Source organism: Mesorhizobium sp. M0761 (assembly GCF_040320205.1).
In the GTDB taxonomy this organism is placed as follows: Bacteria; Pseudomonadota; Alphaproteobacteria; order Rhizobiales; family Rhizobiaceae; genus Mesorhizobium.
The window spans coordinates 167,060-191,690 of record NZ_JAMYPF010000001.1 but is presented as its reverse complement, the minus strand read 5'-3'; the positions used below and the strand labels follow the sequence as shown (position 1 = coordinate 191,690).

At 63.9% G+C, this 24,631-nt stretch carries 28 protein-coding genes; 13 read left to right on the top strand and 15 right to left on the bottom strand.

Annotated elements, in window-relative coordinates:
- Positions 1 to 191: 191 nt before the first annotated feature.
- On the top strand, positions 192 to 1,835 hold the full coding sequence (locus NKI32_RS00955) for an MFS transporter (protein WP_023671898.1): 1,644 nt from the start codon (positions 192 to 194) through the stop codon (positions 1,833 to 1,835).
- Positions 1,836 to 1,858: 23 nt separating this feature from the next.
- Here NKI32_RS00955 and NKI32_RS00950 read toward each other — a convergent pair whose 3' ends face one another.
- The 8 genes from NKI32_RS00950 to NKI32_RS00915 form a co-directional block, all read right to left on the bottom strand.
- Positions 1,859 to 2,227: a cupin domain-containing protein gene (locus NKI32_RS00950; RefSeq protein WP_352518376.1), complete on the bottom strand. Its 369-nt coding sequence runs from the start codon at positions 2,225 to 2,227 to the stop codon at positions 1,859 to 1,861.
- A gap of 58 nt (positions 2,228 to 2,285) precedes the next feature.
- A complete protein-coding gene (locus NKI32_RS00945; protein ID WP_353001553.1) occupies positions 2,286 to 3,671 on the bottom strand; it encodes an NAD(P)/FAD-dependent oxidoreductase in 1,386 nt (461 codons plus the stop codon).
- A gap of 50 nt (positions 3,672 to 3,721) precedes the next feature.
- A complete protein-coding gene (locus NKI32_RS00940; RefSeq protein ID WP_353001551.1) occupies positions 3,722 to 4,837 on the bottom strand; it encodes an ABC transporter ATP-binding protein in 1,116 nt (371 codons plus the stop codon).
- Entirely contained in the window at positions 4,834 to 5,631 is a 798-nt protein-coding gene (locus NKI32_RS00935; RefSeq protein WP_023683284.1) for an ABC transporter permease, read from the bottom strand. The genes NKI32_RS00940 and NKI32_RS00935 overlap by 4 nt, the downstream gene beginning before the upstream one ends.
- The gene (locus tag NKI32_RS00930) at positions 5,631 to 6,503 is read right to left on the bottom strand and encodes an ABC transporter permease (protein ID WP_023686367.1); all 873 of its coding nucleotides are present in this window, start codon (positions 6,501 to 6,503) and stop codon (positions 5,631 to 5,633) included. The genes NKI32_RS00935 and NKI32_RS00930 overlap by 1 nt, the downstream gene beginning before the upstream one ends.
- Before the next feature lie 22 nt (positions 6,504 to 6,525).
- Positions 6,526 to 7,602 (bottom strand): extracellular solute-binding protein, encoded by a 1,077-nt coding sequence (locus tag NKI32_RS00925; protein WP_023728389.1) that lies wholly within the window; start codon positions 7,600 to 7,602, stop codon positions 6,526 to 6,528.
- Between the two features lie 37 nt (positions 7,603 to 7,639).
- Positions 7,640 to 8,293: a helix-turn-helix domain-containing protein gene (locus NKI32_RS00920; RefSeq protein WP_027049833.1), complete on the bottom strand. Its 654-nt coding sequence runs from the start codon at positions 8,291 to 8,293 to the stop codon at positions 7,640 to 7,642.
- Positions 8,294 to 8,383: 90 nt separating this feature from the next.
- Positions 8,384 to 8,653, bottom strand: a complete 270-nt coding sequence (locus tag NKI32_RS00915) for a hypothetical protein (RefSeq protein WP_023683280.1) — start codon at positions 8,651 to 8,653, stop codon at positions 8,384 to 8,386.
- Between the two features lie 170 nt (positions 8,654 to 8,823).
- On the opposite strand from NKI32_RS00915, the gene NKI32_RS00910 reads away from it, so the two are divergent.
- Complete coding sequence (locus NKI32_RS00910; protein ID WP_352666919.1) at positions 8,824 to 9,138, top strand: hypothetical protein; 315 nt, start codon at positions 8,824 to 8,826, stop codon at positions 9,136 to 9,138.
- Positions 9,139 to 9,177: 39 nt separating this feature from the next.
- Here NKI32_RS00910 and NKI32_RS00905 read toward each other — a convergent pair whose 3' ends face one another.
- A complete protein-coding gene (locus NKI32_RS00905) occupies positions 9,178 to 9,477 on the bottom strand; it encodes a putative quinol monooxygenase (protein ID WP_352666916.1) in 300 nt (99 codons plus the stop codon).
- A gap of 123 nt (positions 9,478 to 9,600) precedes the next feature.
- Here NKI32_RS00905 and flhA point away from each other — a divergent pair, with 123 nt between their 5' ends.
- The 7 genes from flhA to NKI32_RS00870 all read left to right on the top strand — a co-directional run bounded on the left by flhA (position 9,601) and on the right by NKI32_RS00870 (position 15,172).
- Entirely contained in the window at positions 9,601 to 11,688 is a 2,088-nt protein-coding gene (flhA, locus tag NKI32_RS00900) for a flagellar biosynthesis protein FlhA (RefSeq protein ID WP_023671908.1), read from the top strand.
- Positions 11,685 to 12,437: a flagellar biosynthetic protein FliR gene (gene fliR, locus NKI32_RS00895; RefSeq protein ID WP_023683278.1), complete on the top strand. Its 753-nt coding sequence runs from the start codon at positions 11,685 to 11,687 to the stop codon at positions 12,435 to 12,437. Before flhA ends, fliR begins: the two co-directional genes overlap by 4 nt.
- A 1-nt stretch (position 12,438) precedes the next feature.
- Positions 12,439 to 12,822 (top strand): hypothetical protein, encoded by a 384-nt coding sequence (locus NKI32_RS00890; protein ID WP_023728391.1) that lies wholly within the window; start codon positions 12,439 to 12,441, stop codon positions 12,820 to 12,822.
- 290 nt (positions 12,823 to 13,112) lie between these two features.
- Positions 13,113 to 13,685: a rod-binding protein gene (locus tag NKI32_RS00885; RefSeq protein WP_023747159.1), complete on the top strand. Its 573-nt coding sequence runs from the start codon at positions 13,113 to 13,115 to the stop codon at positions 13,683 to 13,685.
- A 13-nt stretch (positions 13,686 to 13,698) separates the two neighbouring features.
- Positions 13,699 to 14,115: a hypothetical protein gene (locus NKI32_RS00880; protein WP_023671919.1), complete on the top strand. Its 417-nt coding sequence runs from the start codon at positions 13,699 to 13,701 to the stop codon at positions 14,113 to 14,115.
- A 28-nt stretch (positions 14,116 to 14,143) separates the two neighbouring features.
- Positions 14,144 to 14,692: a hypothetical protein gene (locus NKI32_RS00875; protein ID WP_023683275.1), complete on the top strand. Its 549-nt coding sequence runs from the start codon at positions 14,144 to 14,146 to the stop codon at positions 14,690 to 14,692.
- A gap of 195 nt (positions 14,693 to 14,887) precedes the next feature.
- Entirely contained in the window at positions 14,888 to 15,172 is a 285-nt protein-coding gene (locus NKI32_RS00870) for an SCP2 sterol-binding domain-containing protein (RefSeq protein ID WP_023695725.1), read from the top strand.
- 69 nt (positions 15,173 to 15,241) lie between these two features.
- Here NKI32_RS00870 and NKI32_RS00865 read toward each other — a convergent pair whose 3' ends face one another.
- Entirely contained in the window at positions 15,242 to 15,784 is a 543-nt protein-coding gene (locus NKI32_RS00865; RefSeq protein WP_353001750.1) for a GNAT family N-acetyltransferase, read from the bottom strand.
- Positions 15,785 to 15,928: 144 nt separating this feature from the next.
- Positions 15,929 to 17,062 carry an ornithine/lysine decarboxylase gene (gene odc2, locus NKI32_RS00860; RefSeq protein WP_023671923.1) on the bottom strand — a complete coding sequence of 378 codons (1,134 nt, stop codon included), beginning with the start codon at positions 17,060 to 17,062 and terminating at the stop codon, positions 15,929 to 15,931.
- Positions 17,063 to 17,601: 539 nt separating this feature from the next.
- On the opposite strand from odc2, the gene NKI32_RS00855 reads away from it, so the two are divergent.
- The 4 genes from NKI32_RS00855 to NKI32_RS00840 all read left to right on the top strand — a co-directional run bounded on the left by NKI32_RS00855 (position 17,602) and on the right by NKI32_RS00840 (position 21,627).
- Positions 17,602 to 18,801 (top strand): amidase, encoded by a 1,200-nt coding sequence (locus NKI32_RS00855; protein WP_023825417.1) that lies wholly within the window; start codon positions 17,602 to 17,604, stop codon positions 18,799 to 18,801.
- Positions 18,802 to 18,803: 2 nt separating this feature from the next.
- Complete coding sequence (locus tag NKI32_RS00850; protein ID WP_023686387.1) at positions 18,804 to 19,703, top strand: LysR family transcriptional regulator; 900 nt, start codon at positions 18,804 to 18,806, stop codon at positions 19,701 to 19,703.
- Positions 19,704 to 19,792: 89 nt separating this feature from the next.
- Entirely contained in the window at positions 19,793 to 20,461 is a 669-nt protein-coding gene (locus NKI32_RS00845; protein WP_023671926.1) for a DUF1007 family protein, read from the top strand.
- 8 nt (positions 20,462 to 20,469) lie between these two features.
- A complete protein-coding gene (locus NKI32_RS00840) occupies positions 20,470 to 21,627 on the top strand; it encodes a nickel/cobalt transporter (protein ID WP_502897895.1) in 1,158 nt (385 codons plus the stop codon).
- A 10-nt stretch (positions 21,628 to 21,637) separates the two neighbouring features.
- Here the strand turns inward: NKI32_RS00840 and denD are convergent, their stop codons facing one another.
- From denD to NKI32_RS00820, 4 genes are read right to left on the bottom strand one after another with little or no spacing between them, the layout of a single operon-like run.
- Positions 21,638 to 22,621, bottom strand: a complete 984-nt coding sequence (gene denD, locus NKI32_RS00835; RefSeq protein ID WP_352499076.1) for a D-erythronate dehydrogenase — start codon at positions 22,619 to 22,621, stop codon at positions 21,638 to 21,640.
- A gap of 11 nt (positions 22,622 to 22,632) precedes the next feature.
- Entirely contained in the window at positions 22,633 to 22,839 is a 207-nt protein-coding gene (locus NKI32_RS00830; protein ID WP_352499163.1) for a hypothetical protein, read from the bottom strand.
- A gap of 58 nt (positions 22,840 to 22,897) precedes the next feature.
- Positions 22,898 to 23,869, bottom strand: a complete 972-nt coding sequence (locus NKI32_RS00825) for a cation diffusion facilitator family transporter (RefSeq protein WP_352499075.1) — start codon at positions 23,867 to 23,869, stop codon at positions 22,898 to 22,900.
- 15 nt (positions 23,870 to 23,884) lie between these two features.
- Positions 23,885 to 24,571, bottom strand: a complete 687-nt coding sequence (locus NKI32_RS00820) for a GNAT family N-acetyltransferase (protein WP_023671931.1) — start codon at positions 24,569 to 24,571, stop codon at positions 23,885 to 23,887.
- Positions 24,572 to 24,631: the final 60 nt, after the last annotated feature.

Here is a 24,631-nt window from a genome sequence, read left to right as displayed (position 1 = left end):
ACCAATGAGAACATCGCTCTGGGTAGCGGACCCTTCCCGGCTGACGTATTTTCGCCTTGCTATCCTGTTGTTGGACCATGATCTTTTTCGAAGACGCGTTCGCCCTTTTGGATGTCGTGCTCTATTTCAAACGGATGCCATGATTGTCGTCCCGGCGGACGAAACCAGCACGTGAAGGTGGGACAGGTCCAATGATCGATGACGAGCCGGACAGCGAACGCGTCTCGGCGCTGGCGCCGTTCCGGCACGGCATCTTCCGCGCCGTCTGGTCGGCCAGCCTGGTGTCGAATTTCGGTGGCCTGATCCAGGGCGTCGGCGCCGCCTGGATGATGACCACCATCGCCACGTCGCCCTATCAGGTGGCGCTGGTCCAGGCCTCGGCCACTCTGCCGATCATGCTGTTTGCACTCGTCGCCGGCGCCATCGCCGACAGCTTCAACCGGCGCAAGGTGATGCTGATCGCCCAAATCTTCATGCTGGTCGTCTCTGCACTTCTAACGCTGTTCACCTGGAACGGCTGGATGACGCCGTGGACGCTGCTTGCCTTCACCTTCCTAATCGACAGCGGCACGGCGCTCAACAACCCGTCCTGGCAGGCATCGGTCGGCGACATGGTGCCGCGCAACAAGCTGCCGGCCGCGGTTGCGCTGAATTCGCTGGGCTTCAACCTGACACGCAGCGTCGGCCCGGCGATCGGCGGCATCATCGTTGCCGCCGCTGGTGCGGCTGCTGCGTTCGCCGCCAATGCGCTGAGCTATATAGGTCTTATCATCGTGCTCTTCCGCTGGAAGCCGGAGCTGCCGGTCTCGACGCTGCCGCGCGAGACGCTGGGCGCCGCCATGGGCGCCGGCCTGCGCTATGTCGCCATGTCGCCCAACATCGGCAAGGTGCTGGTCAGGGGCTCCGCCTTCGGCTTCAGCGCCGGCGCGGTTTTGGCGCTGCTGCCGCTGGTGGCGCGCGACGTCGTCAAGGGCGATGCCTTGACCTACGGCATCATGCTCGGCGCCTTCGGCATCGGCGCCGTCGGCGGCGCGCTGATAAGCGTGCGTCTCAGACAATTGCTGTCCAGCGAGACGATGGTGCGGATGGCCTTCGCCGGCTTTGCCGTCTGCGCTTTCAATGCCGCCATCAGCCTCAATGCCTGGCAGACTGCGGCGGGTTTGCTCATCGGCGGCGCCTGCTGGGTGATCGCGCTGTCGCATTTCAACGTCACGGTGCAGATGTCGACGCCGCGCTGGGTCGTCGGCCGGGTGCTGTCGGTCTACCAGACGGCGACCTTCGGCGGCATTGCGCTGGGCAGCTGGATCTGGGGCGTCGTTGCCGATGCGCATGGCGCCGAAACCGCGCTGATTGCGGCGGCCATCGCGATGCTTGTTGGCGGCGCCATCGGCCTGTTCCTGCCGCTGCCGCAGCAGACGACTCTCAACCTCGACCCGCTCAACCGCTTCAAGGAGCCGCATCTCGGCCTCGACCTGAAGCCGCGCAGCGGCCCCATCGCCATCATGATAGAGTACATTATCCGCGACGAAGATGTACCCGAATTCCTCGCCACCATGGCCGAGCGCGGGCGCATCCGCCGCCGCGACGGCGCCCGCAACTGGACGCTGGCTCGGGACCTAGAAAATCCCGCAGTCTGGATCGAACACTACCACACGCCGACCTGGTTGGAATACATCCGCCACAACCGGCGCGCCACCCATGCCGACGCCGTCGTCGGCGAGCGGGTGCGGGCGCTGCACAGCGGCGACGAACCGCCGCGCGTGCGCCGCCTGATCGAGCGCCCGACGACCGCCGGCACCGCGCTGGTCTCGCCGAAGGGGCCGATCGATCACTGAGCTCGCCATAGCCGTAGCGCCGGTCAGCAGGCGCTCTGGATCATGTAGAGCTTGCGCGTGGTCTCGCGTATCAGCCACTCGCCCTTCCAGCCCTGCGGCAGGACGAGGAGATCGCCCGGACCGAGTTCCCGCACCTCGCCATCGATGCGGCTCAGTTCCACGCGCCCCGAAATGATGTGGCAGATCTCCGACGAGTCCGAACGATCGGCGGTGAAGCGGCCGGGCGTGCATTCCCAGATGCCGACATCGACAGTCCCGTCAGGCGATTGAAAGAACGAGCGCACGGCCTCGACCTGATCGCCTTCAATCGAGCTTGGCTTAGGAGAGAACGCGCCGATCTCGGCCTTGGCGAGATCGTGGAAGGTCGAAAGATCGATCAAGTCTAGCTCCATGGATAAGAGCAATTCCAGGAAAGGGGTCTGCCCCGGAATTGCGTGAGAACAAATGGCTTTAGTGGCCGGTGATGCTGTCGGCCAACGCGGCCAGCTTCGAGGTGCGCGCAAGCCCTGCCGCCTCGCGGCCATCGGCAATGCGATAAAGCTGGTACATCGAATGCACGCCCAGCCAGCGGAAGGGCTCCGGTTCCCATGGCCTGACCTTGCGGTTGACCCAGGGCAGCTTCGTCAGCTCGGTGTTTGCCCCGAGAACAAGGTCAGCCAGCGTGCGCCCCGAAAGGTTGGAGCTGGACACGCCGAGGCCGACATAGCCGCCGGCCCAGCCGATGCGGGTCGCGGGATCGAGGCCGACCGTGGTGCACCAGTCGCGCGGCACGCCGAGCACGCCGCACCAGGCGTGATCGATGCGGCATCCCTTGGTCTGCGGCAAGAGCGTCGTCAGGATCGTGTGCAGCTGGTCGATCGTGGCCTGCTGCGTCTGGCCGTTGACGTCGGTGCGCGAGCCGTAGCGATAAGGCACGCCGCGTCCGCCCATCGTGATGCGTCCCTCACGCGTGCGCTGGGCATAGCAATAGGCATGCGCCGCATTGCCGAGCAGTTCGTGCCCTTCCCAACCGATGTCGCGCCACAGGTCGGGCGGCAGCGGCTCAGTCACGATCTGCGCGCTGTTGAGCGCCAGCCAGGTCCGCTCCTCGCCGGGGATGCCTGATGTAAAACCCTCGGTCGCGCGGATGATCGTCTCCGCCTGCACCGTACCGCGGTCTGTCGTCACGCTGCCCTTGGCGATGCTTGTCACCGTCGTCTTCTCATAGATCGGCACGCCCAGCCGCTCGACGGCATCGGCAAGCCCACGCACCAGCTTGGCCGGCTGCACCCGCGCCTGGCCATGGACGACGAAGCCGCCCATGACGTTACGGATGTTGATGCGCGTGCGCGTTGAGGCGGCGTCCAGCATCTCGACGCGGTTCGGGTCGACATCCCAGGAACGGATCGTCTCGCATTCTTCGCACACGCGCTCCAACTGCGCTGCGTTGGTGGCCACCGTCAGGTTGTCGACGCGGCGAATGTCGGCGTCGATGCCTTCCTCGGTCGCGACCCGGATCACTTCATCAACGCAGCCTGCCATCGCCGCCTGCATCGCCATCACGCCTTGGCGGCTCGATGTCTTGAGATATTTTTCGCGCGACCAGCTGAAGCCGCCCGACAGCCAGCCGCCATTGCGCCCCGAAGCGCCGAAGCCGGCAAATTCGCGCTCGACGATCACGACGCGCAGCGATGGCTTCGCCTTTTTCAGATAGTAGGCGGTCCACAGACCGGTATAGCCGGCGCCGACAATGGCGACATCGGCCTCGATGTTTCCAGGCAAGGGCGGGCGCGGAACGGGAACCGCCCCCAGATCCGCATACCAGAACGATATGTCGCCGTTGCGCTTGGCTTGCATGGAATGACTTTCAGATGAGATCAGGCCAGATGGGATCAGGCCAGATGGAATCAGGTGAGTGTGGTGTCGGCGCTTGCGTCGTCCGCCAGCAGCTTGGCATCGCTGCCGTCGAAGCAGAGCTCGACCTTGTCGCCGAGGCCAAAACTCTCGCCGGTCAGTGGTGAGCGCACGATCGCGGCCGAGCCGTCGGCGAGCTTAACTTCGTATTTCGATTCCGAGCCGAGATAGATGGCTTCCGCGATCGTTCCCGACAGGCGGTTGGCGCCATTGGCAGCACTTTGGCCGGCTCTTCGGATCGCGAGCTTTTCGGGACGCAGCAGCATCACCGGGCTGGCTTCTCCCGACAGCTTACGCGGTACCGTCACCGTCTCGCCGGCGATGCTCAGCGCGGTGCTGTTGCCATCGCTGCGCGCCTCGCCGCGCAGCACGGTGGAATCGCCGATGAAGCGGCCGACGAACAGCGTTGCCGGCTCGTCATAGAGCTGGCGGCCGGTGCCGACCTGCTCGATGCGCCCGCGGTTGAACACGGCGATGCGGTCGGACAGCACCAGCGCCTCTTCCTGGTCGTGCGTGACATAGACGAAGGTGGTGCCGAGCTCGCGGTGGATGCGCTTGATCTCGAGCTGCAGCCATTCGCGCAGCTTCTTGTCGAGCGCGCCGAGCGGCTCGTCCATCAGGAGCAGCGGGGGGTCGAAGACGATGGCGCGCGCCAGCGCCACGCGCTGCTGCTGGCCGCCCGACAATTCGCTGGGATAGCGATGCGCGAAATCGCCCATCTTGACCATGTCGAGCGCCCTTGCCACGCGTGTCTGCCGCGTCGCCTGGTCGACGCCGCGCAACGTCAGCGGATAGGCGACGTTGCGGCCGACGCTCATATGCGGGAACAGCGCGTAATGCTGGAAGACGACGCCGATGTTGCGCTTGTGCGCCGGCACGCCGACGACGCTTTTTTCCCCGACCAGAAGCTTGCCGCTGGTGACATCGGTGAAACCGGCAATCACGTTGAGCGTCGTCGTCTTGCCCGAGCCGCTGGGGCCGAGCAGCGTCATGAACTCGCCGGGCTCGATGCGCAGCGACACGCCGTCCAGCGCCTTGAAGCCGCCATAGGCCTTGTTGATCGCTTCGAGATCGATCGCCGCGCCCTTGCTTGTCGGCTTCGGATTCATTGGCGTCCTTTCCGCTCGCGGCCAAGAAGGAGCATGCCGCCGCCGATCAGGATCGTGGTCGCGAAAAGCAGGATCGTGCCGACAGCCGCCACCGTCGGATCTGCGTCGCGCGTGATCGAGGCAAAAATCTGCACCGGCAATGTCTTGAGATAGGGGTTGGTGATGAACAGCGACACGACAATCTCGTCGAACGAGGTGGCGAAAGCGAACAGCAGGCCGGAGAGCACGCCCGGCGCGATCAGCGGCAGCGTCACCGTGCGAAACGTGGTCAGTGCGCCGGCGCCCAGGCTGGCTGCGGCTGTCTCCAGCCGGCGGTCGAACACTTCGAGACTGGCCGAGACCGCGATCAGCACGAAGGGCAGCGCAAGGATGGTGTGGGCCAGCACGAAGCCGAGCAGCGTCCCGACGAGCTGCGTGTCGAGATAGACGGCATAGATGCCGATCGCCAGCACCACGCCCGGCACCACCATCGGCGTCAGCATCAGCATACGCAAAAGGTTCGCCGGCCGCGCCTTCATGCGGTCGAGGCCGAAGGCGGCAAGCGTGCCGAGCACCGTTGCCACGACGGCAACGATGGAGGCGACTTTCAGCGAGTTCAGGAAGCTGTTCGACCAGTCCGGATTGGTGGCGAAATTCTGGTACCACTGCCAGGAAAAGCCTTGCGGCGGAAACGCCAGCGATTTGTTTTCGTTGAACGACATCGGCACCACGACCAGCGTCGGCGCCACCAGCCATATCGCCACCAGCAGGCAGACGAGCCCGAGAAGAACGCGGGTGAGCGGCTTCATCTCCATTAGCGCCGCCCCGCTTCCCGATGCCTGGACCGCATCACGGGTGCTGCCAGCGCCAGCAGCACGAAGGTGGTGACCAGCAGAACGACGCCCATGGCGCCGCCCCTGCCCCATTGCAGCAGGCTGAGCACCTGCGTCTGCACCAGCGTCGACAGCATGGTCGAGCGCGGGCCGCCGAGCAAAGCCGGCGTGATGTAGAAGCCGAGCGACAGGATGAAGACGATGATCGCGCCGGCATAGACGCCGGGCAGCGACAGCGGCAGATAGACGGTGAAGAACGCGCGCGACGGCCGCGCACCGAGGCTTTGCGCCGCCCGCATCAGCCTGAGGTCGATACCTTGCATCACGGAATAGAGCGGCAGGATCATGAACGGCAACAGCACCTGCGCCATGCCGATAACCACGCCGGTCTGGGTGCGGATCAGCTTGACGCCGCCGAACCCGACCGAGCGCAGCAACGAATTGATGACGCCCGAATCCTGCAGCAGGATCACCCATGACAGCGTTCGCACCACACCACTCACCCAGAACGGGATCAGCACGCAAAGCACAAGCACCAGCCGGACGCGCGGCCCGACCGCGGTCATCAGATAGGCATAGGGATAGGCCGCGATGACGCAGACCAGCGTCACCCAGGCCGAAATGACGAAAGTCCGCTGCAGCACTGTCAGGTTGACCGGCGCGCCGAAGAACCAGGCATAGTTCTGCAGCCCCCACTCAGGTTCCGACAGGCTGCGCAGCACGATGGTGAGCAGCGGATACCCGATCACCGCGACGAGCAGGATGAGCGCCGGCGCCGTGAGCGCGAACGGCCGCCATGCCCGACCCGACCGCGCATGGGCGGCGGGTTGGGCGATGGGTTCGGACGCGCTCACGGCCTGGCTCTCGCTCGGCTGTTCAGTTGCCGGCCATCAGCGCCGACCACTTCTCCTGCGCCACCGGGAAGTTCTCGACCCAGAACTTGATGTTCTGCTTGTAACCCTGCTTCTGGCGCTCGGGCGTGTTGGTCAGGAAGGCGGCGACCGACGCATCGACCTTGGGCTGCGCGTCATTGTTGATCGGCGTATAGGAGGTCTGCTGCGCCAGGATCTCCTGCGCCCCCTTGCCGAGATAGGCATTGAGCAGCGCATAAGCCGCATCCGTATCTTTGACGCCGACCGGAATGGTCATCTGGTCCATCACCACCAGCCAGTCCTGCCAGGCCGGCGCATATTTGGCGCCGTTCTTCACCGCCGTCATGGCACGTCCGGTCCACATCATCAGCATGTCGGCTTCGCCAGATTCGGCAAGCTGCTGCGATTCAGCGCCGGTCTTCCAATAGATCGTGTCGGGACCGAGCTTGCGGATGACATCGATGGCCTTGTCGATGTCGGCCGCCGTCATCGCCTTCGGGTCGCCGCCAGACGCCTTCAACGCCTGCTCCAGCAGGCCGCCCGTCGGGTCGCCCGAACCGTCGAGCGCGCGCGTGCCGGGGAATTTTGCCGTGTCGAAGAAATCGGCCCAGTTCTTGGGCGGGTTATCCCCATACTTCTCCTTGTTGTACATCAGCACGACGCCGTAGTTCATGGCCGGCACCGAGCATTCGCCGACCTGGCCCTCGGGCACCTTGGAGACGTCGAGCTTGCTGAAATCAAGCTTCTGGAACAGCTTGCCGCAATAGACGTAAGGCGGCAGGTCGGCGGTGTCGACGACGTCCCAGGTGACGTTGCCGGATTCGACCTGCGCCTGCAGCTTGGCGATCTCTGTCGGCCCGTCATTGAGCAGCGTGGCGCCGGACTTTTCGACGAACTCCTTGAGCGCGGCGGCCTGGCCGTCCTGGTAGATGCCGCCATAGGAGACGAGCGTCAGCGTCTTGCCCTTGAGCGAGCCTTCCTTGACCTCACCCGCGACAGGCTTTTCCTGCGCGAACGCTGCGGTTGCCAGAACGCCGAGCGCCAGCACGGCGCCAAGGCCAAGATGTCTTGTTTTCAGCATGATTATTGTTCTCCCATTTGACCCGCATGGATTGAACCTACCTGGCTGCGAGCGGTTTCCAGGCCCTGTATTGATCGAGTTCGGCGCGCACCGAAGTCGGTGGCGCAATGATCCACATCACCTCGGCTCGGCCACTGCCGATGTTCTCTGAGCGATGTGCTGTCGATGTCGCGTATTCGATGCTGTCGCCCTCTTCCAGCACATGCCTGACATCGCCGAGCGAAACCTCGACGATGCCGCGCAGCACGACGAGCATCTCGTGCGCGTCGCCATGGGTGTAGAGCGCTGGGCCGGTCGAGCCGCCGATTTCGAACTCGCCGACATAGACTTCCATGTCGCTTAAAGGGGGACGCGAGAGCAGCATCTTGCGGCAGCCGTCGCTGGGCGGCAGGCTCGGCCGCTCGCTGCGCAGCAAGACCCCGCGCTGCCCGGCGGCACTATCCTCGAACAGCATCGCCACGCTCACCCCAAGCGCCGAGGCCATCTGGTTGAGCGAGGCGGTGCTGGCGCCGGTCAGGCCGCGCTCGAGCTGGCTGATGAAGCTGGCGCTGGTCCCGGTCAGCTCGGCGAGTTCGCGCAGCGAAAGCCGCCGGCCGAGACGCAGGCTCTTCAGCCGCTGGCCCAGCATCTGATGGGCATGCGTCGCCGTCGAGGCGACGCCATTCTTGACCGGAGCCTGGTCGGTGCTCATCCCGTCTTTTTCTCCCACTGAACAATTTGTACAGTGACACTGTACACGTGGCAAGCGCCGAGTAGGGACATTTAAGATGCCGGCCGAGGCCTAGTCTTCGCCCGACAGGTCGCGCCGCGCCTTGTCGAGTTCCTCGGCGTAGCGCCGTATCAGATGGCCCTCGGTCAAAAGCCCGACAACGGCCCGGTTGTCGAAATTCTCGACCACCGCCAGTTCCTCCGCGACGGCGCGCTGGATGGTTTCGGCGGTGGACTGGACGTTCATGGTCGGCACCAGCACCGCATGCCGGAATTTGGCCGGCGCCAGCACCGGCGTCTCACCATCGGACGGATCGCTGTGCAGTTCGGCGACGATCAGCACGCCGACATAATGCCGGCTGCTTGCGGCGCCATTCTGGCGCTGAGGAGCAGTCAGGCTTGCCGCCCCGCTTCAATTCCCCGCGAGCGTGTCGAGGTATATGAGCGATCGCTTACGCAATCGACGCAGCTGTGTTATTTTTGCCCGTCTCTATTTCCCTCAAGGAGGAGAACATGAGTGCGCGGGGATTTTTTTCATTAGCTGTTGGCATGATTTTTTTGAGCTCGTCTGCGGTGAGCAATTCAAGCATGGATATGCCGGTTAGGTCTGTTGTGTCACACCCGATGTCTCTTTTTTTGGCGGGAGGCAATCCGGAAAACCAAAGCCGGCCGGCAAAGGAATTTATCCAGACTGCACAACAAGATGTTTGCTGTCCTGGCGGCTACCCTTGGTATCGCAATTCGACGAACACCTGCTACGGCAGCTATGAAGACTGCCACGATACCGATGGCAGCGGATGGTCCTGCAGACAGGTCAACGCCTGCTAGACTTTCTTGGGCCCACGCCTTCTTGACTGTGCCCGGTCCTCAGATCGGCTTCGGCTGGCCGGCCTCATAGAGCATGAGGTTGCGCTCGCCTATGCCGAGCGATGCCCAGCTCGCCCGCCAATCGGCGATGTGAGGCGAGCGGAAATGCGCGTCGAGCGCGGCCCTGTCGCTCCACACCTCGGTTACATGGATGAGCCCGACGTCGAGCACGTCCTGCGCGTAGGAGTATTCGATGCAGCCGGGCTCCGCACGGCTGCCCAGTATCATGCGCCGCATGGCCGGCCTTGCCTCGTCGAGCCGTTGCGCCGGCAGGCGAATGGTGCCGATGATCACCAGCATGATCTCTCTCCTCAAGGCCTCTGTCGTCCTGGCAAGTAACCAGTCCTCCCACCCTCGCGCAAGCTTGACCGGTTAGGCTCGAAGGGCTGTCGCGTGCTCGGCAGGCTTGTGATTGGGGACGACATGGCAGTCAGCGAAAGCTTAGCGACAGGAACAGTGGCCAAGAACGGCCGCGATGTCTTCTTCGCCATCGGCATCGTCATCATCCTGGCCGTGCTGTTCCTCCCGATCCCGGCCTTCCTCATCGACATCGGCCTCGCCTTCTCGATCGCATTGTCGGTGCTGATCCTGATGGTGGCGCTGTGGATCCAGCGGCCGCTCGATTTCTCGTCCTTCCCGACCGTGCTGCTCATCGCCACCATGTTGCGGCTGTCGCTCAACATCGCCACCACGCGCATGATCCTGTCGCATGGCAATGAGGGCACGCACGCCGCCGGCTATGTCATCGCCGGCTTCTCCAAACTGGTGATGGCCAGCGATTTCGTCATCGGCCTGATCGTCTTCATGATCCTGATCGTAGTCAACTTCATCGTCATCACCAAGGGCGCCACCCGTATTGCCGAAGTCGGCGCCCGCTTTACCCTCGACGCTATCCCCGGCAAGCAGATGTCGATCGACGCCGACCTGTCCGCCGGCATGATCGACGACAAGACAGCGCAACTGCGCCGCAGAGAACTCGAGGAAGAATCGTCCTTCTTCGGCTCGATGGACGGCGCCTCGAAATTCGTGCGCGGCGATGCCATTGCCGGCCTCATCATCACCGCCATCAACATCGTCGGCGGCATCGCCATCGGCTACATCAGGCACGGCATGGGCATGGGCGAAGCCGCCGATGTCTTCATCAAGCTGTCGGTCGGCGACGGCCTGGTCACCCAGATCCCGGCGCTTATCGTTTCGCTCGCCGCCGGCCTGCTGGTGTCCAAGGGCGGCACGCGCGGCTCGACCAACCAGGCGGTGTTCGGCCAGCTCGGCGCGCATCCGCGCGCGCTCTATGTCGCGGCCTCGCTGCTCGTCCTGCTCGGCCTGATGCCCGGCCTGCCGTTCTTCCCGTTCTTCACGCTGGCTGCAGGCATGGCCGGTCTTGGCTACGTCATCCCGATGCGCGCCAACCGCGAGGCTGCCGCCGCCGAAGCGATCAAGGATCTGGAGAAGGCGAACAAAGTCGAGGAAGAGAAGAACTCGGTCAAGGCTTCGCTGACCACCGCCGAGATCGAGCTTCTGATCGGCAAGCAGCTGTCGACGCGGCTGCTGGTGTCGCATCAGGAACTGGTGTTCCGCATGGCCAAGATGCGCAAGAAATTTGCCACGCAATACGGCTTCGTCGTGCCGGAAGTGCGCGTCGCCGACGATTTCGGCATCCCGCCGAAAAGCTATCAGATCAAGGTCCACGGCACCGTCGTCGCCGAATATCAGATGCGCGTCGGCGAGATCATGGTGCTGCTGGGGAACCGGGATTTGCCCGACGTTCCCGGCGAGGAAATCCGCGAGCCGGCCTTCGGCATGCGCGCCTTCTCGGTGCTGGAAACCTTCGCCGAGGATCTGAAGCGCGAGAACTATACCTTTGCCGACAACATGTCGGTGCTGCTCACCCATTTGTCCGAGGTGATCCGCAACAACCTGCCGCAGCTTCTGTCCTACAAGGACATGAAGGCGCTGCTCGAGCGCCAGGATCCGGAATACCGCAAGCTGGCCGACGAGATATGCACCTCGCACATCTCCTACCCCGGCCTGCAGGCGGTGCTGAAACTGCTGCTGGCCGAACGCGTATCGATCCGCAACCTGCATTTGATCATCGAGGCTATCGCCGAGATCGCGCCGCATGTGCGCCGCACCGAGCAGATCGTCGAGCATGTCCGCATCCGCATGGCCCAGCAGATCTGCGGCGATCTCTCCGAAGGCGGCATGCTCAAGGTGCTGCGGCTCGGCAACCGCTGGGACCTCGCCTTCCACCAGAGCCTCAAGCGCGACGCCAAGGGCGAGGTGCGCGAGTTCGACATCGACCCGCGCCAGCTGGAGGAATTCGGCCAGGACGCGACCAAGGCGATCCGCAAGCATCTCGAGGCCGGCGAGCGTTTTGTCCTCGTCACCGCGCCCGATGCGCGGCCTTATGTGCGCATGATCATCGAGCGCCTGTTCACGACGCTTCCCGTTCTCTCCCATGTCGAAATCGCCAAGGGCGTCGAGATCAAGGTGCTCGGGACGATCTCGTGAACATCCTGTCGCAAGGCGTCGTCATCGCCGCCTTCCTCGCCTTCTGTCGCATCGGCGCCTGCTTCATGCTGGTGCCGGGTCTGTCCAGCGCCCGCGTGCCGGTCCAGGTCCGGCTGTTCGTGTCGATCGCCGCCACCGGTGGCCTGCTCGCCTTCCTGTGGGACAAGATCTTTCCCTTCGTCGATGCGCGTCCGCAGGTGCTGACACCGATGATCATCTCCGAACTTTTGGTCGGCGGGCTGATCGGCGCGATGACGAGGCTCTACATGGAGGCGCTGCGCTTCATAGGTTCGGCCATCGCCATGCTGATCGGCTATGGCGGCACCGGCGGCCCCGCCATCGAGGAGCCAGAGCCGCAGGCGGCCCTCGCCGCCATCATCTCGTTTTCAGCGTTGCTGCTGCTCTTCGTCTTCGATTTCGACCACGAGATCATCCGCGCTCTGGTCGCCTCCTACACGGTGGCGCCGGTCAACGTCTTCTTCAATCCGCAGGCCGCCCTGGTCGATCTCACCGACACGGTGTCGGACGCCTTCTTCCTGGTCATCCGGCTCGGCAGCCCGTTCATCGCCTATGCCATCCTGGTCAATTTGACGATCGGCTTCGTCAACAAGCTGACGCCGCAGATTCCGGTCTACTTCATCTCACTGCCTTTCGTCATCGCCGGCGGCATGATCATCTTCTACTTCGCCATCGGCACCATGCTGTCGCTGTTCGTCGACGGCTTTGTCGATCTGACGCTGGCGAGGTGAGATGAGCACGCGCAAGGAACGGCTGAAGAAACTGGTCAAGGTGCAGGAGCAGCTGAAGGCCCTGCACGAGACGCGCCATGCGGCCTTCCTGGCGGCAGCGGCAACCGCCGAAACCGAGGCCAGGGAACTTGTCCAGCATTTCGACGCCGACCAGTCGATGGCGGTGCTGTTCCCTGATCTCTACCATCGCCGCATCGCCAATGCGCTGGTCCGGCAGGAAGCGAGCTTGGAAAGCGCCAGGCAGGAGGTCACGCTCATCGCCACTGCGACGGCGCGCACCAACATGGTCGAGCGCGCCTACAAGGACGTGCGCCGACAGGACGAACGCGAACGCTCCGACCGCGACCGGCTCGATCTGATCGCGCAGAGGCGCGGGCAGGAATAATCGAAAGTTAAAGCCGCGTCACTTGCGGACGGCGTTCGGTTTCGTTCCGTGCGGCGGGCTGTATTGGGTGTACGGCGCCGTGTTCGGCCTCTGCGCCTACGCCACCTACGATCTGACCATGGCGACGCCGGCAGCGCCCACCGCAAACGACCAGATCGCATCGACCCAGCCGGAGTTGCCGCTGCTGATAGCAATGCCTAGCATCCGGCGAAGGATTTCGAGCCGGCAAGCCTGCCACAAGCTTGCTGCGGCATGGTCGCTCAGGAAACCCGGCAAAGAGGCGGACTTTCTTGGCGATTTCTCCACCCAGCGACATCGTTCTCGATGTTGCCCGAGCCGTCGACCCGACGGATATCGAGGCTGCCCGTGCCGCGCTGGCCAAGCGGGCCAACGGCGTTGGCGGCGCCTTTTTGGTCGACATGGCGGCTTCGGTGGATACCGGCTCGATCTTGTCGCGTGCCACGGCCGACAAGGCCGCGGCAGGCGCCGATCCCGCGGGAAAATTCAAGAAGTTCGAGGCCATGGTCTTGCAGACCTTCATCCAGAACATGCTGCCCAAGGACACCGAGGGCGTCTACGGCAAGGGGTTGGCCGGCGACATGTGGAAATCGCAGCTTGCCGAGCGTGTCGCCGACGTCATGGCCGAGCGCGGCGGGATCGGCATCGCCAAATCGCTGCTCGCCGACCACTACAAGGACGGCAAGCGCACCGTGCCGATCGGCCCGGTGTCAACCGGGCCGCACAAGACCGAGATCGACCAGCAGACCCGGCTGTCCACCTCGCTGGTCGAGGAATTGCAGCGCAAGGCCGCACGGTCGATGACCGGCGACGAGACGACCATCAAAACCGAAATCAAGATCTAGACCAGGATTTTCAATGGCCGATTTTTCAAAATACTCTTCCAACCTGCCGGCGCGTACGTCCGAAGCGCCGATCCCGTTTGCACGGCCGGGCAACCTTGCCGCCATCATCGGCCGCATCGAGGAAGCGGTCGAGGAAGAGACGGCCGGTTTGAAGAACGACACCAGCTATGACCTCAAGGCCTCCAACGCCCGCAAGAGCCGCTACCTCTATGAGCTGACCCGCGCCATGAAGGGCGCCAACGAGATCGAATTCCTGGAACAGCATCGCGACAGTCTGGCGCGGCTGCGCCAGAAGCTCGCGAAAAACGAGGCTGCAATCCTCGCCCACCTCAACGCGGTCAACGAAGTCGCCACGCTGTTGAAGAACGCCATTCAGCGCGCCGAAGCCGACGGCACATACTCGGCCGGCGAATTCGGTTGGGCGAGCTGATGATCTCGGCAACAGGCGGGAACAACCGGTGATCAAATTCATCGCCGCCGCGATCTGGATCTGCGCCGCCACGCTTGGCGCGGTGTTCTATTCGTTCCAGGCGGCCGGTGAGCGCGGCGTCGGCGAGACGCCGAAACCGATGCTGGGTGGCCTCGACTACGTCAAGACCGACATCATCTCGGTGCCGCTGATCCGCGATTCCAAGATCGACGGCTATTTCCTCACCAAGCTCGTCTACACGGTCGAGCCGGCCGAGATAAAGAAGATGTCGATCCCGGCCGAAGCGCTGATGACCGATCAGGTCTATTCCTATCTCTACTCCAATCCTCAGATCGACTTCACCAAGAAGGAAACCATCGATCTCGATGCCTTCCGCAAGGCCATACGCGACACCGTCAACGCTCGCGTCGGCGCCGACCTGGTGCATGAAGTGCTGATCGACCAGGTCAACTTCCTGACCAAGGACGAAATCCGCGACAACGCCATGCGCCGCCGCAAGGATCCGGCCACGCCGACCGAACCGGCCCCGGCGGAATCGGCCCAGGCCGAGGCGGCGAAGCCCGCTGCTGAACACTAACCTTCGTCGCAGGGTGAATGTTCTCTGCCGCATTCCTTCCGACTGAAACGAGATGACGCATCGCGCGTTGACGTTTACGTCAACTCGAAGCTATATGCGCCAAGCGACCAGGATCGCGGTACGCGCGAGACAGCGACTTCGGCGGAGGCCGGTCACTGAAGCGCGGCAAAACGCAACGAGACCAGGAGAACAGTCATGAGCGTTCAGGACATTGCCGAGAAGATGAGGTCGCGCGTGGCGAGCGCCGGGTTCGAACATTCCGTGAAGTTCGATACCGGCAGCAACGGCGTCATCGTCATCGACGGCGCAACCGTCTCAAACACCGATGCGCCGACCGACTGCACCATCAAGCTGTCGCTCGACGATCTGGATTCGCTGATCGCCGGCGACCTCAATCCGACCATGGCGTTCATGTCCGGCAAGATAAAGGTCGAAGGCGATATGTCGGTCGCCATGGCGCTCAGCCAGCTGATCGGCTGAGCCCTTCGCAAAAACAAAACGCCGCCCTCGCTGAAATGCAAAGGACCGGCGGCGTTTGTTTTTGACCAATCAGGCGGCCAGCGAGAGCCTCTGTGTCTTGAGCTTGCGACCTGCAGCCTTCAGCGTGCCATGCGCGCCGTCGAGCGCACCATCGATCAGTTCCAGCGCGAGCAGGCGGTGCCGCTCGTACGGACCAGGCATGGCTAGCGCGCCGGTCTTCTCCGCCGAAAAGCCGAAGCGACCGTAATAAGGCGCATCGCCGACCAGCAGCACCGCGGCATGGCCGAGACGCGCGGCCTCGGCCAAAGCATGGCGCATCAGCGCCGAGCCGATGCCGGCGTTCTTCAGCGCCGGATCGACGGCGAGCGGTCCGAGCAGAAGTGCTCCCGTGCCGCCCTCGCCCAGACGTACGTCCCACAGCCGCACCGTGCCGGCAACCGCGCCGGCGGCATCCCGCACGACAAAAGCGAGACCTTCGGAAGGCCGGCGGCCACGCCGCAGCTTCTCCGACGATTTCTTGCGCCGCATCGGCCCCATGGCGCGATCGAGCAACGCTTCACGCGATGCAATGTCTGCCGCAGTTTCGGCGACGATGGGAATGGCGCCGGCCATCTCCCGCTCAAGGGGGGAGAATCCAATGCCGTCAATGTAATTTACAATGTCCATTTCCGCGATCCTTCACGAGCGGAGCTTGTTCCACAGGCGAACCCGGGCGGACGCAAACGTCCGCCTGGGGTGATCTGAAGGCCGAAGCCGTCAGATCACGTAGGATCGGAGAGGCTCGAAGCCGTTGAAGGCGACCGCCGAGTAGGTGGTCGTGTAGGCGCCGGTGCCTTCGATCAGCACATCGTCGCCGATGGTCAGCGACAGAGGCAGCGGATACGGCGTCTTCTCGTACATCACGTCGGCCGAATCGCAGGTCGGGCCGGCGAGCACGCAAGGTGCGGTCTCCGAACCGTCATGGCGGGTGACGATCGGATAGCGGATCGCCTCGTCCATCGTCTCGGCCAGACCGCCGAACTTGCCGATGTCGAGGAACACCCAGCGCACATTGTCGTTTTCGGCCTTCTTCGAGATCAGCACGACTTCCGACTTGATGACGCCGGCATTGCCGACCATGCCGCGACCCGGCTCGATGATGGTCTCAGGGATCGCATTGCCGAAATGCTTGCGCAGCGCCGAGAAGATGGCCTGGCCATAGGCCTGGGCCGCCGGCACGTCACGCAGATAGCGCGTCGGGAAACCGCCGCCCATATTGACCATCTTGAGGACGATGCCTTCATCGGCGAGCGTGGCGAACACCTTCTTGGCGTCGGCCAGCGCACGGTCCCACGCCGTCAGGTCGGTCTGCTGCGAGCCGACATGGAACGACACGCCATAGGCGTCGAGGCCGAGCGTCCTGGCATGGCGCAGCACGTCGACGGCCATCGCCGGCACGCAGCCGAACTTGCGCGACAGCGGCCACTCGGCGCCTTCGCCGTCGGTCAGCACGCGGCAGAACACGCGGGCGCCGGGAGCGACGCGGGCGATCTTGTCGACTTCCTCGACGCAATCGACGGCAAACAGCCGAATGCCGAGCTGGTAGGCGCGTGCAATGTCACGCTCCTTCTTGATGGTGTTGCCGAAGGAGATACGGTCCGCCGGCGCACCGGCGTCCATCGCCATCTCGACCTCGGCAACGGAAGCGGTGTCGAAGGACGAGCCCATCGCAGCAAGCAGGCGCAGGATTTCCGGCGCCGGATTTGCTTTCACCGCATAGTAGATCCGGGAATCGGGCAGCGCCTTTTCGAAGGCGCGAAAATTGTCGCGCACGACATCGAGGTCGACGACGAGGCAGGGGCCGGACGGACGTCGGGTGGCGAGGAAGTCGAGGATGCGCTGGGTGGCCATCGGGGTCTCTCCATTAACGCCTTGCGGCGCGCAATAAGGCTGCGGACGCGGGCTCTCGGCCTCGCGACGCGCGGTCAAACAAAGGCGGGACGGAAATTCATGGAACCAGCCGGTGGAGACCCCGGAACCATGAAACGCCGTCTCGCGGCGGTGAACCTTGGCCTTGCCCGGCCTCGGTTCGCTTTGTCTGCCTTGGCTTGGATGGGAGACCCGTCCGCACTGCCGGCAATGAAGGTGTGCCTCTTCAGTAACCCCGGTCTTTGGACGACCGGCAGAACACCAGAAAGGCCCGCACCGTCGTTGCTTCAAGGTGTCCTCGGGCTGGCGGTTGGCCGCTAGACCGACTGGAGGGGTTAGCTCCAGTTACCTTACCGATTTCCCTCACCATTCGAGGATCGGCGGACACCCACAGGCACGTGCGACTTTGGGCAAGCGCGATATAGGGTCGAAAGATTTCACAATCAATAAAAATCGTATCCCAGGTTGTAAAATTCCTGCCATCGAACAATGCTTCGCCAACCGTATACGGATATCGAACGATGACAGGCACGCACGGCCCGCTCAACGCCTTCCTCGACCTTCGTCGCATGCCGGTGGCCAATGCGGAACTGGGCCCGCTGGCAGGGCTCAGGCTGGCGGTAAAGGACATTTACGACGTCGCCGGCTACCGCACCGGTTGCGGCAATCCGGTGAAGTTCGACGAGGCGCATGCCGCGTCCAGCACGGCACCGGCCGTGCAGGTGATTCTCGACGCCGGCGCGCGCTTCATCGGCAAGACGCAGACCGACGAGTTCGCCTTCTCGCTGATGGGCCAGAACGCGCATTTTCCGTTTCCGGTGAACCCGGCTGCCCCCGACCGCGTCACCGGCGGCTCGTCCTCCGGATCGGCCGCGGCGGTGGCCGGCAAGCTTGCCGACATCGCCACCGGCTCCGACACCGGCGGCTCGATCCGCGCCCCGGCGAGCTTTTGCGGATTGATCGGGCTGCGCACCACGCATGGCCGCATTTCGCTCGAAGGCACGATGAAGCTGGCGCCGAGCTTCGACACATTCGGCTGGTTCGCCGACGACATCGAAACCTATGAGACGATCGGCAAATTGCTGCTTGGCCGCGACCCGCACCAGCATCCGCTCAACCGGCCGCTGTCGATCCGCTGGCTGGACGCCTTCGTCGCCGGCCCGGCCGAGGCAGCCGAATACGCCGGGATGAGAGCGCTGGCGGCCGGCCTTGTCGGCGAGCCGGCGCCGGTGGAATACAGCTTCGCCTCCTTCCCCGACGAGCTCTACTGGTGCTTTCGCCGCCTCCAGGCCGCCGAGGCCTGGCAGCAGCATGGCGCCTGGATCATTTCGGGCGAGCGCGATCTCGGGCCGGGCGTCGAGGAGCGCTTTGGTTTCGGCCGGACAATCGACGAAAAGACCGCGCGGGCCGAGGCGGTGCGCCGCTTGACGTTCCGCTCCGAGCTAGCCGCGCTGCTCGGCCAGGACGGGTTTCTTGTCCTGCCCACCGTTCCAGGCCCCGCACCTCTGGTCAAAAGCGAGCCGCAGCAGCTCCAGGCCTACCGCGAAAGGGCCTTGCATCTTTTGTGCCTTTCGGGTCTTTCAGGCTTCCCGCAAATCACCCTGCCGCTGGGCTCGGTTGACGGTGCCCCTTTCGGCCTCTCGCTGCTCGGCCCTCCCGGCAGCGACATTGCCCTGATACGGCTCGGCCGGCGAATTCTCGATGCGGCACGAAAGGCCTGATGATGGATACACTGACCCGCATGCGCGCCTTCATCGACGTCGTCGAGGCCGAAGGCTTTTCGGCGGCCGCGCGCAAGATCGGTCGCTCCAAGGCGCTGCTGTCGAAATATGTGCGCGAACTCGAGGACGAACTCGGCGCGCTGCTGCTCAACCGCACCACGCGGCAGTTCTCGTTGACCGAGGCCGGCCATACCTATTACAGCCGCGCTTCGGAAATCGTGCGCGAGGTCGACAGCCTGGCCGACGCCGTGCGCGAATCCTCCGGCGACGTGCGCGGCAGGATCAAGCTGTCGGCGGCGCGCACCTTCGCCGATGCGCCGATTGGCCAGTCGCTCATCGACTTCGCCAAACAGCATCCCGACATCGTGCTCGACATCCATCTCGACGACCGTTTTGTCGATCTGGTCGAGGAAGGTTTCGATCTTGCCGTGCGCATCTCGCGCCTGGAGAACTCATCGCTGATCGCCCGCCGCCTGGGGCCGTTTTCGATCAAGCTTTGCGCCTCGCCGGAGCTGATCGCCAAGCACGGCAAGCCGACGCGCCCGCAGGATCTCGCCAACTTGCCCTGCATCGTCGACACCAATGGCCGCTCGCTCGCCAACTGGCGCTTCAGGGGCGATGGCGAGGAGTCAGTCAGTGTCAACGTATCGGGTCCGATCGAGGTCAACAGCCCGATGGCCGCGCGAGCCGCCGCCGTGTCCGGTCTGGGCTTCACCATCCTGCCGGATTTCATCGCCGCGCCCGACCTCGCATCCGGGCTGCTGGTGTCCTTGCTCGACGACCGCATCCAGTCGGGCAGCGGCATTTTCGCCGTCTACCCGCACCGCCGCTATCTGCCGGCCAAGGTCCGTGTCTTCGTCGATTTCCTGGTGCAATGGTTCAGGAACCGCGAGAGCGCTTGAGCCGGTCCTGCCGTGCCGCGGTCCCAATTTCGCCCCGTTTCTGGTAACCTCTCGAAATCTCTCCGAGGCCGATGGAACAGCGACCGAGAATGCATCTGAAACGGCACGCAATCATGCTGGCTTCGGCCCTGGCGACGACTTTTGCCTCCGTCGGAGCGGCTGGCGCGCATCCTCATGTCTTCGCCGAGGCCCGCCTCGACGTGATCCTCTCGCCGGATCACCAAAGTGTGAAAGCGCTGCGTCACCTCTGGCGTTTCGATGATCTGTTTTCGAGTACGGTGATGATGGAGTTCGACAAGAACTCCGACCTGAAGCTTGACGACAAGGAGCTGAAGGATGTCGCCGACACCGTTCATGCCTCGCTGGCCGAATTCAACTATTTCCAGCTCGTCACCGTCGACGGCAAGGACGTGCCTATGACGCCGCCACCGCATCTGATGGCCAATTTCGACAACGACCAGTTGATCATCCTGTTCGAATCCGAACCCAAGGTGCCGATCAAGCTCGCCGGCAAGATCGATTTCGGCGTCTACGATCCAACCTTCTACACAGCGATCGACTTCACCGAGGATAGCAACATCACCGTGGAAGGCCTGCCCTCGAACTGCACCAAGAGCGTCATCCGGCCGGATCCAGACGAGGCGATCAAGGAAAACCAGAAGACCCTGACGGACGCGTTCTTCAACGACCCGACAGGCACCGACATGAGCAAGATCTTCGCCACCAAGCTCGAACTGAATTGCCCGCCAGAAGGATAGATCCGGTGATGAAAACGTCCCTGCGTTTGGCATTCGGCCTCGTGGCCGCTGCCCTGCTGATGACGCACTTTCTCGGGCAGGCCCATGCCCAGAGTTCACTCGGCATCGGTGTCAATGACGGCATGGCGCCCACCACCGGCCCGTTCGCCCACATCCTGATGTGGATCAATCTGCGCCAGCAGGAATTCTACCGCGCACTGGCCACCGCGATGAAGGCGATGCGCGAGGACGGCAGCAAGATGTGGCTGCTGATCGGCCTGTCCTTCGCCTATGGTATTTTCCACGCCGCAGGCCCCGGCCACGGCAAGGCGGTCATCTCGTCCTACATGGTGGCCAATGAAGTGGCGCTCAGGCGCGGTATCCTGCTGTCCTTCGTTTCGGCGCTGCTGCAGGGCCTGACCGCGATCCTGGTGATGCTGCTTGCCTATTTCGTCCTGCGCGGCACCGCGATCTCGATGACCGACGCAGCCTGGTTCATGGAGATCATGAGCTATGTCTTCGTCACTTTGTTCGGCGCCTGGCTGCTGTGGCGCAAGCTTGGGCTCACGGTCCAGCGCTGGTTCGGCAGGGCGCCCGCCTACAGCTTGTCGGCAGCCCACGCCGGTCATTCCCATAGCGGCCATTCGCATGCCGGTCACAGCCACGCGGCGCATGCGCATTCGCACGCCTTGCATGTGCATCACGACCATTCGCATGATCATCACGATCACGCCGCGCACGACCACGACACGCACGATCATTCCCATCACGACCACGCTCATCACGATCACCCAGCCGGCGAGGTCTGCGACACATGCGGCCATTCGCATGCGCCCGATCCGGCGCTGCTGTCGGGCGATCGCTTCGACTGGCGCACGGCCTGGTCGGCAGTAGCCGCCGTCGGCATCCGTCCCTGCTCCGGCGCGCTGATTGTGCTCAGCTTCGCGCTGCTCAACGGCCTGTGGCTCGGCGGCCTGCTCTCGGTGCTGGCGATGTCGATCGGCACCGCCATCACAGTCTCGGCGCTGGCGACGATCGCGGTGACAGCCAAGAACTGGGCGGTCTATTTCGCCGGCGACGGCCGCATGGGCAACCGCATCCACACAGTCGTCGAAATCGGCGGCGCCGCCTTCGTCTTCCTGTTCGGGCTGTTGCTGTTGTCGGCGAGCCTGTCCGGAGCTGTGTGACCTCGGCGGGTCAGGCCTGACCCGCGATATCTCCGCCCAGCTCATCCTCGATATGAGCGCGGATGATTTCATCGAAACTGTTTTCGGCGCTGAAGCCGAGGTCCCTTGCACGGCGCGCCTCGAAGCGCGTCGGCCAACCCTTGACGATCGCCCAGATCGTTTCGTCGGGCTCCTCACGGATCAGGCTCGCCACCTCGGCGCCTGCAGTGCGCTCCAGCGCCTCGATCTGCTCGCCGACGGTGACGGCAACGCCGGGCATGGTGAGGTTGCGGCGCGGCCCGACAGCGGCACCGTCGAGCCCGGCGGCATGGATCAGGAATCCGACCGCAGAGCGCGGGCTGGCATGGGTGTGCAGCACCGAGCGCGGCACCGGCAGGATCGCCTCGTGGCCGCTCAGCGGCTCGCGGATGATGCCGGAGAAGAAACCTGACGCCGCCTTGTTCGGCTTGCCGGGCCGCACGCAGATGGTCGGCAGCCTTATGCCGATGCCGTCGAAGAAGCCGCGCCTGGAATAGTCGGCCAGCAGCGCTTCGCTCATCTGCTTCTGCGTGCCGTAGGAGGTCAGCGGCGTCGGGTGGAAATCGTCCGGGATCACATCCGGGAACGGCGCGCCGAACACCGCGATCGACGAGGTAAAGACGAGGCGCGGCGAAAAGCCCGCCAGCCGCACGGCGTCGAACAGCGCCCGTGTGCCGTCGAGATTGACGCGGTAGCCGAGATCGAAATTGGCTTCCGCCTCACCCGACACGATGCCGGCGAGATGGAACATGACGTCGGGGCGTGAGGCGACCAGGCTCTCGGCAGCACCGGCGTCGGCAAGGTCGCCGGTATGCGTGGCGATGCTGACGCCGTCCATCGCCGGCGCCTGCGGCGGCACGATATCGTGCAGGTCGAGCCCGGTGATCTTGCGGCCGTTGAGCGTGCCGTCCCTGGCCAGCCGGTCGACAAGTTTGCGGCCGACCATGCCGGCGGCGCCAGTAATCAGGATGCGCATTTCAAAGCCTCTTATTTGCCCTTGTTCTGGCTGCGACCCCGCAACCAGAACACCAGAAAGAATGCCAGCACGAAGGCGATGCCGACGATGCCGGCAAGTACGGTCGAGACATTGCCGATGGCCAGCATCACGGTCGGCAGATAGAACGCCGCGATGCCGAACAGCAGCATGATCCAGGCTGCGGCAATCAGCGCGTTTCGCGTGTCGCGGTCCATCATGCCGTCCCGCCACAGCGGGAACTCGTCAACTCGGATGTCAATGCCATGAAATTCCCTGTCAGTGATAATGGCCGTGATGCGGTGGCGCACCATGGTCGTGGTCATGATCGTGCTCGTCATGGCTGTCGGCGCACTGGCCGAATTCCGGTTCAACCGTGGCGTGGCTGATGCCGTGTTCGGCGGCGAGCCGCTTCTTGATGGCGCTGACCGCCTGGTGCGGATCGACGCCATCGTTGAGGCAGGCATGCAGCGTCGCCATGTTGCTGGACCCGTCGAGCGACCAGACATGCATGTGATGCACTTCGCGCACGCCCTTGACGGTGCCGGCAATGTCCTTGGCGATGAGGTCGCGGTCGAGGCTTGCCGGTACGCCTTCGAGAAGGACGTGGGCGGCTTCGCGCATCAGCGACCACGCGGTGGACAGGATCAGCAGGGAGACCAGCACCGACAGGATCGGATCGATCGGCGTCCAGCCGGTGGCCAGTATGACCAGCGCCGCCACGATCGCCGCCGCCGAGCCGAGCAGGTCGCCCAGCACATGCAGGATGGCGCCGCGCATGTTGAGGCTGTCGTGGTCGCCGCCATGCAGCACGAAGAACGAGGCGAAGTTTACCAGAAGGCCGGCGATCGCCACCACCAGCATCGGCCCGCCCAGCACCGGCGCCGGCGTCATCAGCCGGCCCCAGGCTTCGTAGACGATCCACAGCGCAATGGCGAAGATGGCAATGCCGTTGGTGTAGGCAACCAGCGTCTTGACTCGGCCGAAGCCGTAGGTGAGGCGCACCGTCGCCGGCCGCCCGCCAAGATGGAAGGCGTACCAGGCAAGGCCAAGCGCAATCGAGTCGGCGAGCATGTGGCCGGCGTCGGCCAGCAGCGCCAGCGATCCCGTCAAAAGGCCGCCAAGCCCTTCGGCCACCATGAAGCCGGCGGTCAGGCAGGCTGCGATCAGCACACGCTTCTTGTCGGTCGAGCCATGCACGTGGCCGGCGCCATGCCCAGCATGCAAACCATGATCATGGCTGTGCGCCATCGGAAGAAACTCCTGTTACGCGCCGAACTCGGCGCGGAAATCCTCGAGCCGCCGCTTCTGCCGGCCTTCGCCATCGAAATTGGCAGGATCGAGCCATGCCTCATAGGCTTTGCGCAGCGCCGGCCATTCCTTGTCGATGATCGAGTACCATGCCGTATCGCGGTTTTCACCCTTGACCACAAGATGCTGGCGGAAAATGCCCTCGAACTTGAAGCCGAACCGTTCCGCCGCGCGCTTTGACGGCTCGTTGCGGTTGTTGCATTTCCACTCGTAGCGGCGATAGCCGAGCCCGTCGAAAATATACTTCATGAACAGGAACTGCGCCTCGGTCGCTGCCGGCTTGCGCGAGATCAGCGGCCCCCAATAGATGTTGCCGATCTCGATGACGCCATAGGTGGGATCGATGCGCATCAGCGTCTGTCGCCCGGCGGCCTTGCCGCTGGCCTTGTCGATGACGGTGAAGAACAGCGGATCCTCGCTCGCCTCGACCTTGTCCAGCCATGGCTGGAAATCGGCGCGGGTTTGCGGCGGGTAGTCGGGCAGCCAAGCAAAGCGGCCGTCAATGTCAGGCACCGACGACGCCTCGTAAAGGCCGTCGCCATGCTTTTCGGCGCTCAGCGGTTCGAGCCGGACATAGCGCCCGTCAATGGGCTTGCGCTCGGGCCGCGGACGCGCTTGCCAATCTTTGAGATTTTCCGACACGCAAAACTCCAATCCGTTTGACTTTTGTGAGCAGACGCTCACAAAAACGCGACCTAACAG

Bases quoted from the DNA above. Each gene is read 5' to 3' on its own strand.
- NKI32_RS00920 (WP_027049833.1), bottom strand. From the start codon at position 8,293: ATGAGCACCGACCAGGCTCCGGTCAAGAATGGCGTCGCCTCGACGGCG.
- NKI32_RS00845 (WP_023671926.1), top strand. From the start codon at position 19,793: ATGCATCTGAAACGGCACGCAATCATGCTGGCTTCGGCCCTGGCGACG.
- odc2 (WP_023671923.1), bottom strand. From the start codon at position 17,062: ATGGCCACCCAGCGCATCCTCGACTTCCTCGCCACCCGACGTCCGTCC.
- NKI32_RS00825 (WP_352499075.1), bottom strand. From the start codon at position 23,869: ATGGCGCACAGCCATGATCATGGTTTGCATGCTGGGCATGGCGCCGGC.
- NKI32_RS00905 (WP_352666916.1), bottom strand. From the start codon at position 9,477: ATGCTGGTGATCATCGGCACCATTCGCCTGCCGGCGCAACGGCTCGAC.
- NKI32_RS00935 (WP_023683284.1), bottom strand. From the start codon at position 5,631: ATGGAGATGAAGCCGCTCACCCGCGTTCTTCTCGGGCTCGTCTGCCTG.
- NKI32_RS00955 (WP_023671898.1), top strand. From the start codon at position 192: ATGATCGATGACGAGCCGGACAGCGAACGCGTCTCGGCGCTGGCGCCG.
- NKI32_RS00830 (WP_352499163.1), bottom strand. From the start codon at position 22,839: ATGATGGACCGCGACACGCGAAACGCGCTGATTGCCGCAGCCTGGATC.
- NKI32_RS00880 (WP_023671919.1), top strand. From the start codon at position 13,699: ATGGCCGATTTTTCAAAATACTCTTCCAACCTGCCGGCGCGTACGTCC.
- NKI32_RS00910 (WP_352666919.1), top strand. From the start codon at position 8,824: ATGAGTGCGCGGGGATTTTTTTCATTAGCTGTTGGCATGATTTTTTTG.
- NKI32_RS00855 (WP_023825417.1), top strand. From the start codon at position 17,602: ATGACAGGCACGCACGGCCCGCTCAACGCCTTCCTCGACCTTCGTCGC.
- NKI32_RS00950 (WP_352518376.1), bottom strand. From the start codon at position 2,227: ATGGAGCTAGACTTGATCGATCTTTCGACCTTCCACGATCTCGCCAAG.
- NKI32_RS00870 (WP_023695725.1), top strand. From the start codon at position 14,888: ATGAGCGTTCAGGACATTGCCGAGAAGATGAGGTCGCGCGTGGCGAGC.
- flhA (WP_023671908.1), top strand. From the start codon at position 9,601: ATGGCAGTCAGCGAAAGCTTAGCGACAGGAACAGTGGCCAAGAACGGC.
- NKI32_RS00850 (WP_023686387.1), top strand. From the start codon at position 18,804: ATGGATACACTGACCCGCATGCGCGCCTTCATCGACGTCGTCGAGGCC.
- NKI32_RS00945 (WP_353001553.1), bottom strand. From the start codon at position 3,671: ATGCAAGCCAAGCGCAACGGCGACATATCGTTCTGGTATGCGGATCTG.
- NKI32_RS00840 (WP_502897895.1), top strand. From the start codon at position 20,470: ATGAAAACGTCCCTGCGTTTGGCATTCGGCCTCGTGGCCGCTGCCCTG.
- NKI32_RS00925 (WP_023728389.1), bottom strand. From the start codon at position 7,602: ATGCTGAAAACAAGACATCTTGGCCTTGGCGCCGTGCTGGCGCTCGGC.
- NKI32_RS00865 (WP_353001750.1), bottom strand. From the start codon at position 15,784: ATGGCCGGCGCCATTCCCATCGTCGCCGAAACTGCGGCAGACATTGCA.
- NKI32_RS00890 (WP_023728391.1), top strand. From the start codon at position 12,439: ATGAGCACGCGCAAGGAACGGCTGAAGAAACTGGTCAAGGTGCAGGAG.
- NKI32_RS00940 (WP_353001551.1), bottom strand. From the start codon at position 4,837: ATGAATCCGAAGCCGACAAGCAAGGGCGCGGCGATCGATCTCGAAGCG.
- denD (WP_352499076.1), bottom strand. From the start codon at position 22,621: ATGCGCATCCTGATTACTGGCGCCGCCGGCATGGTCGGCCGCAAACTT.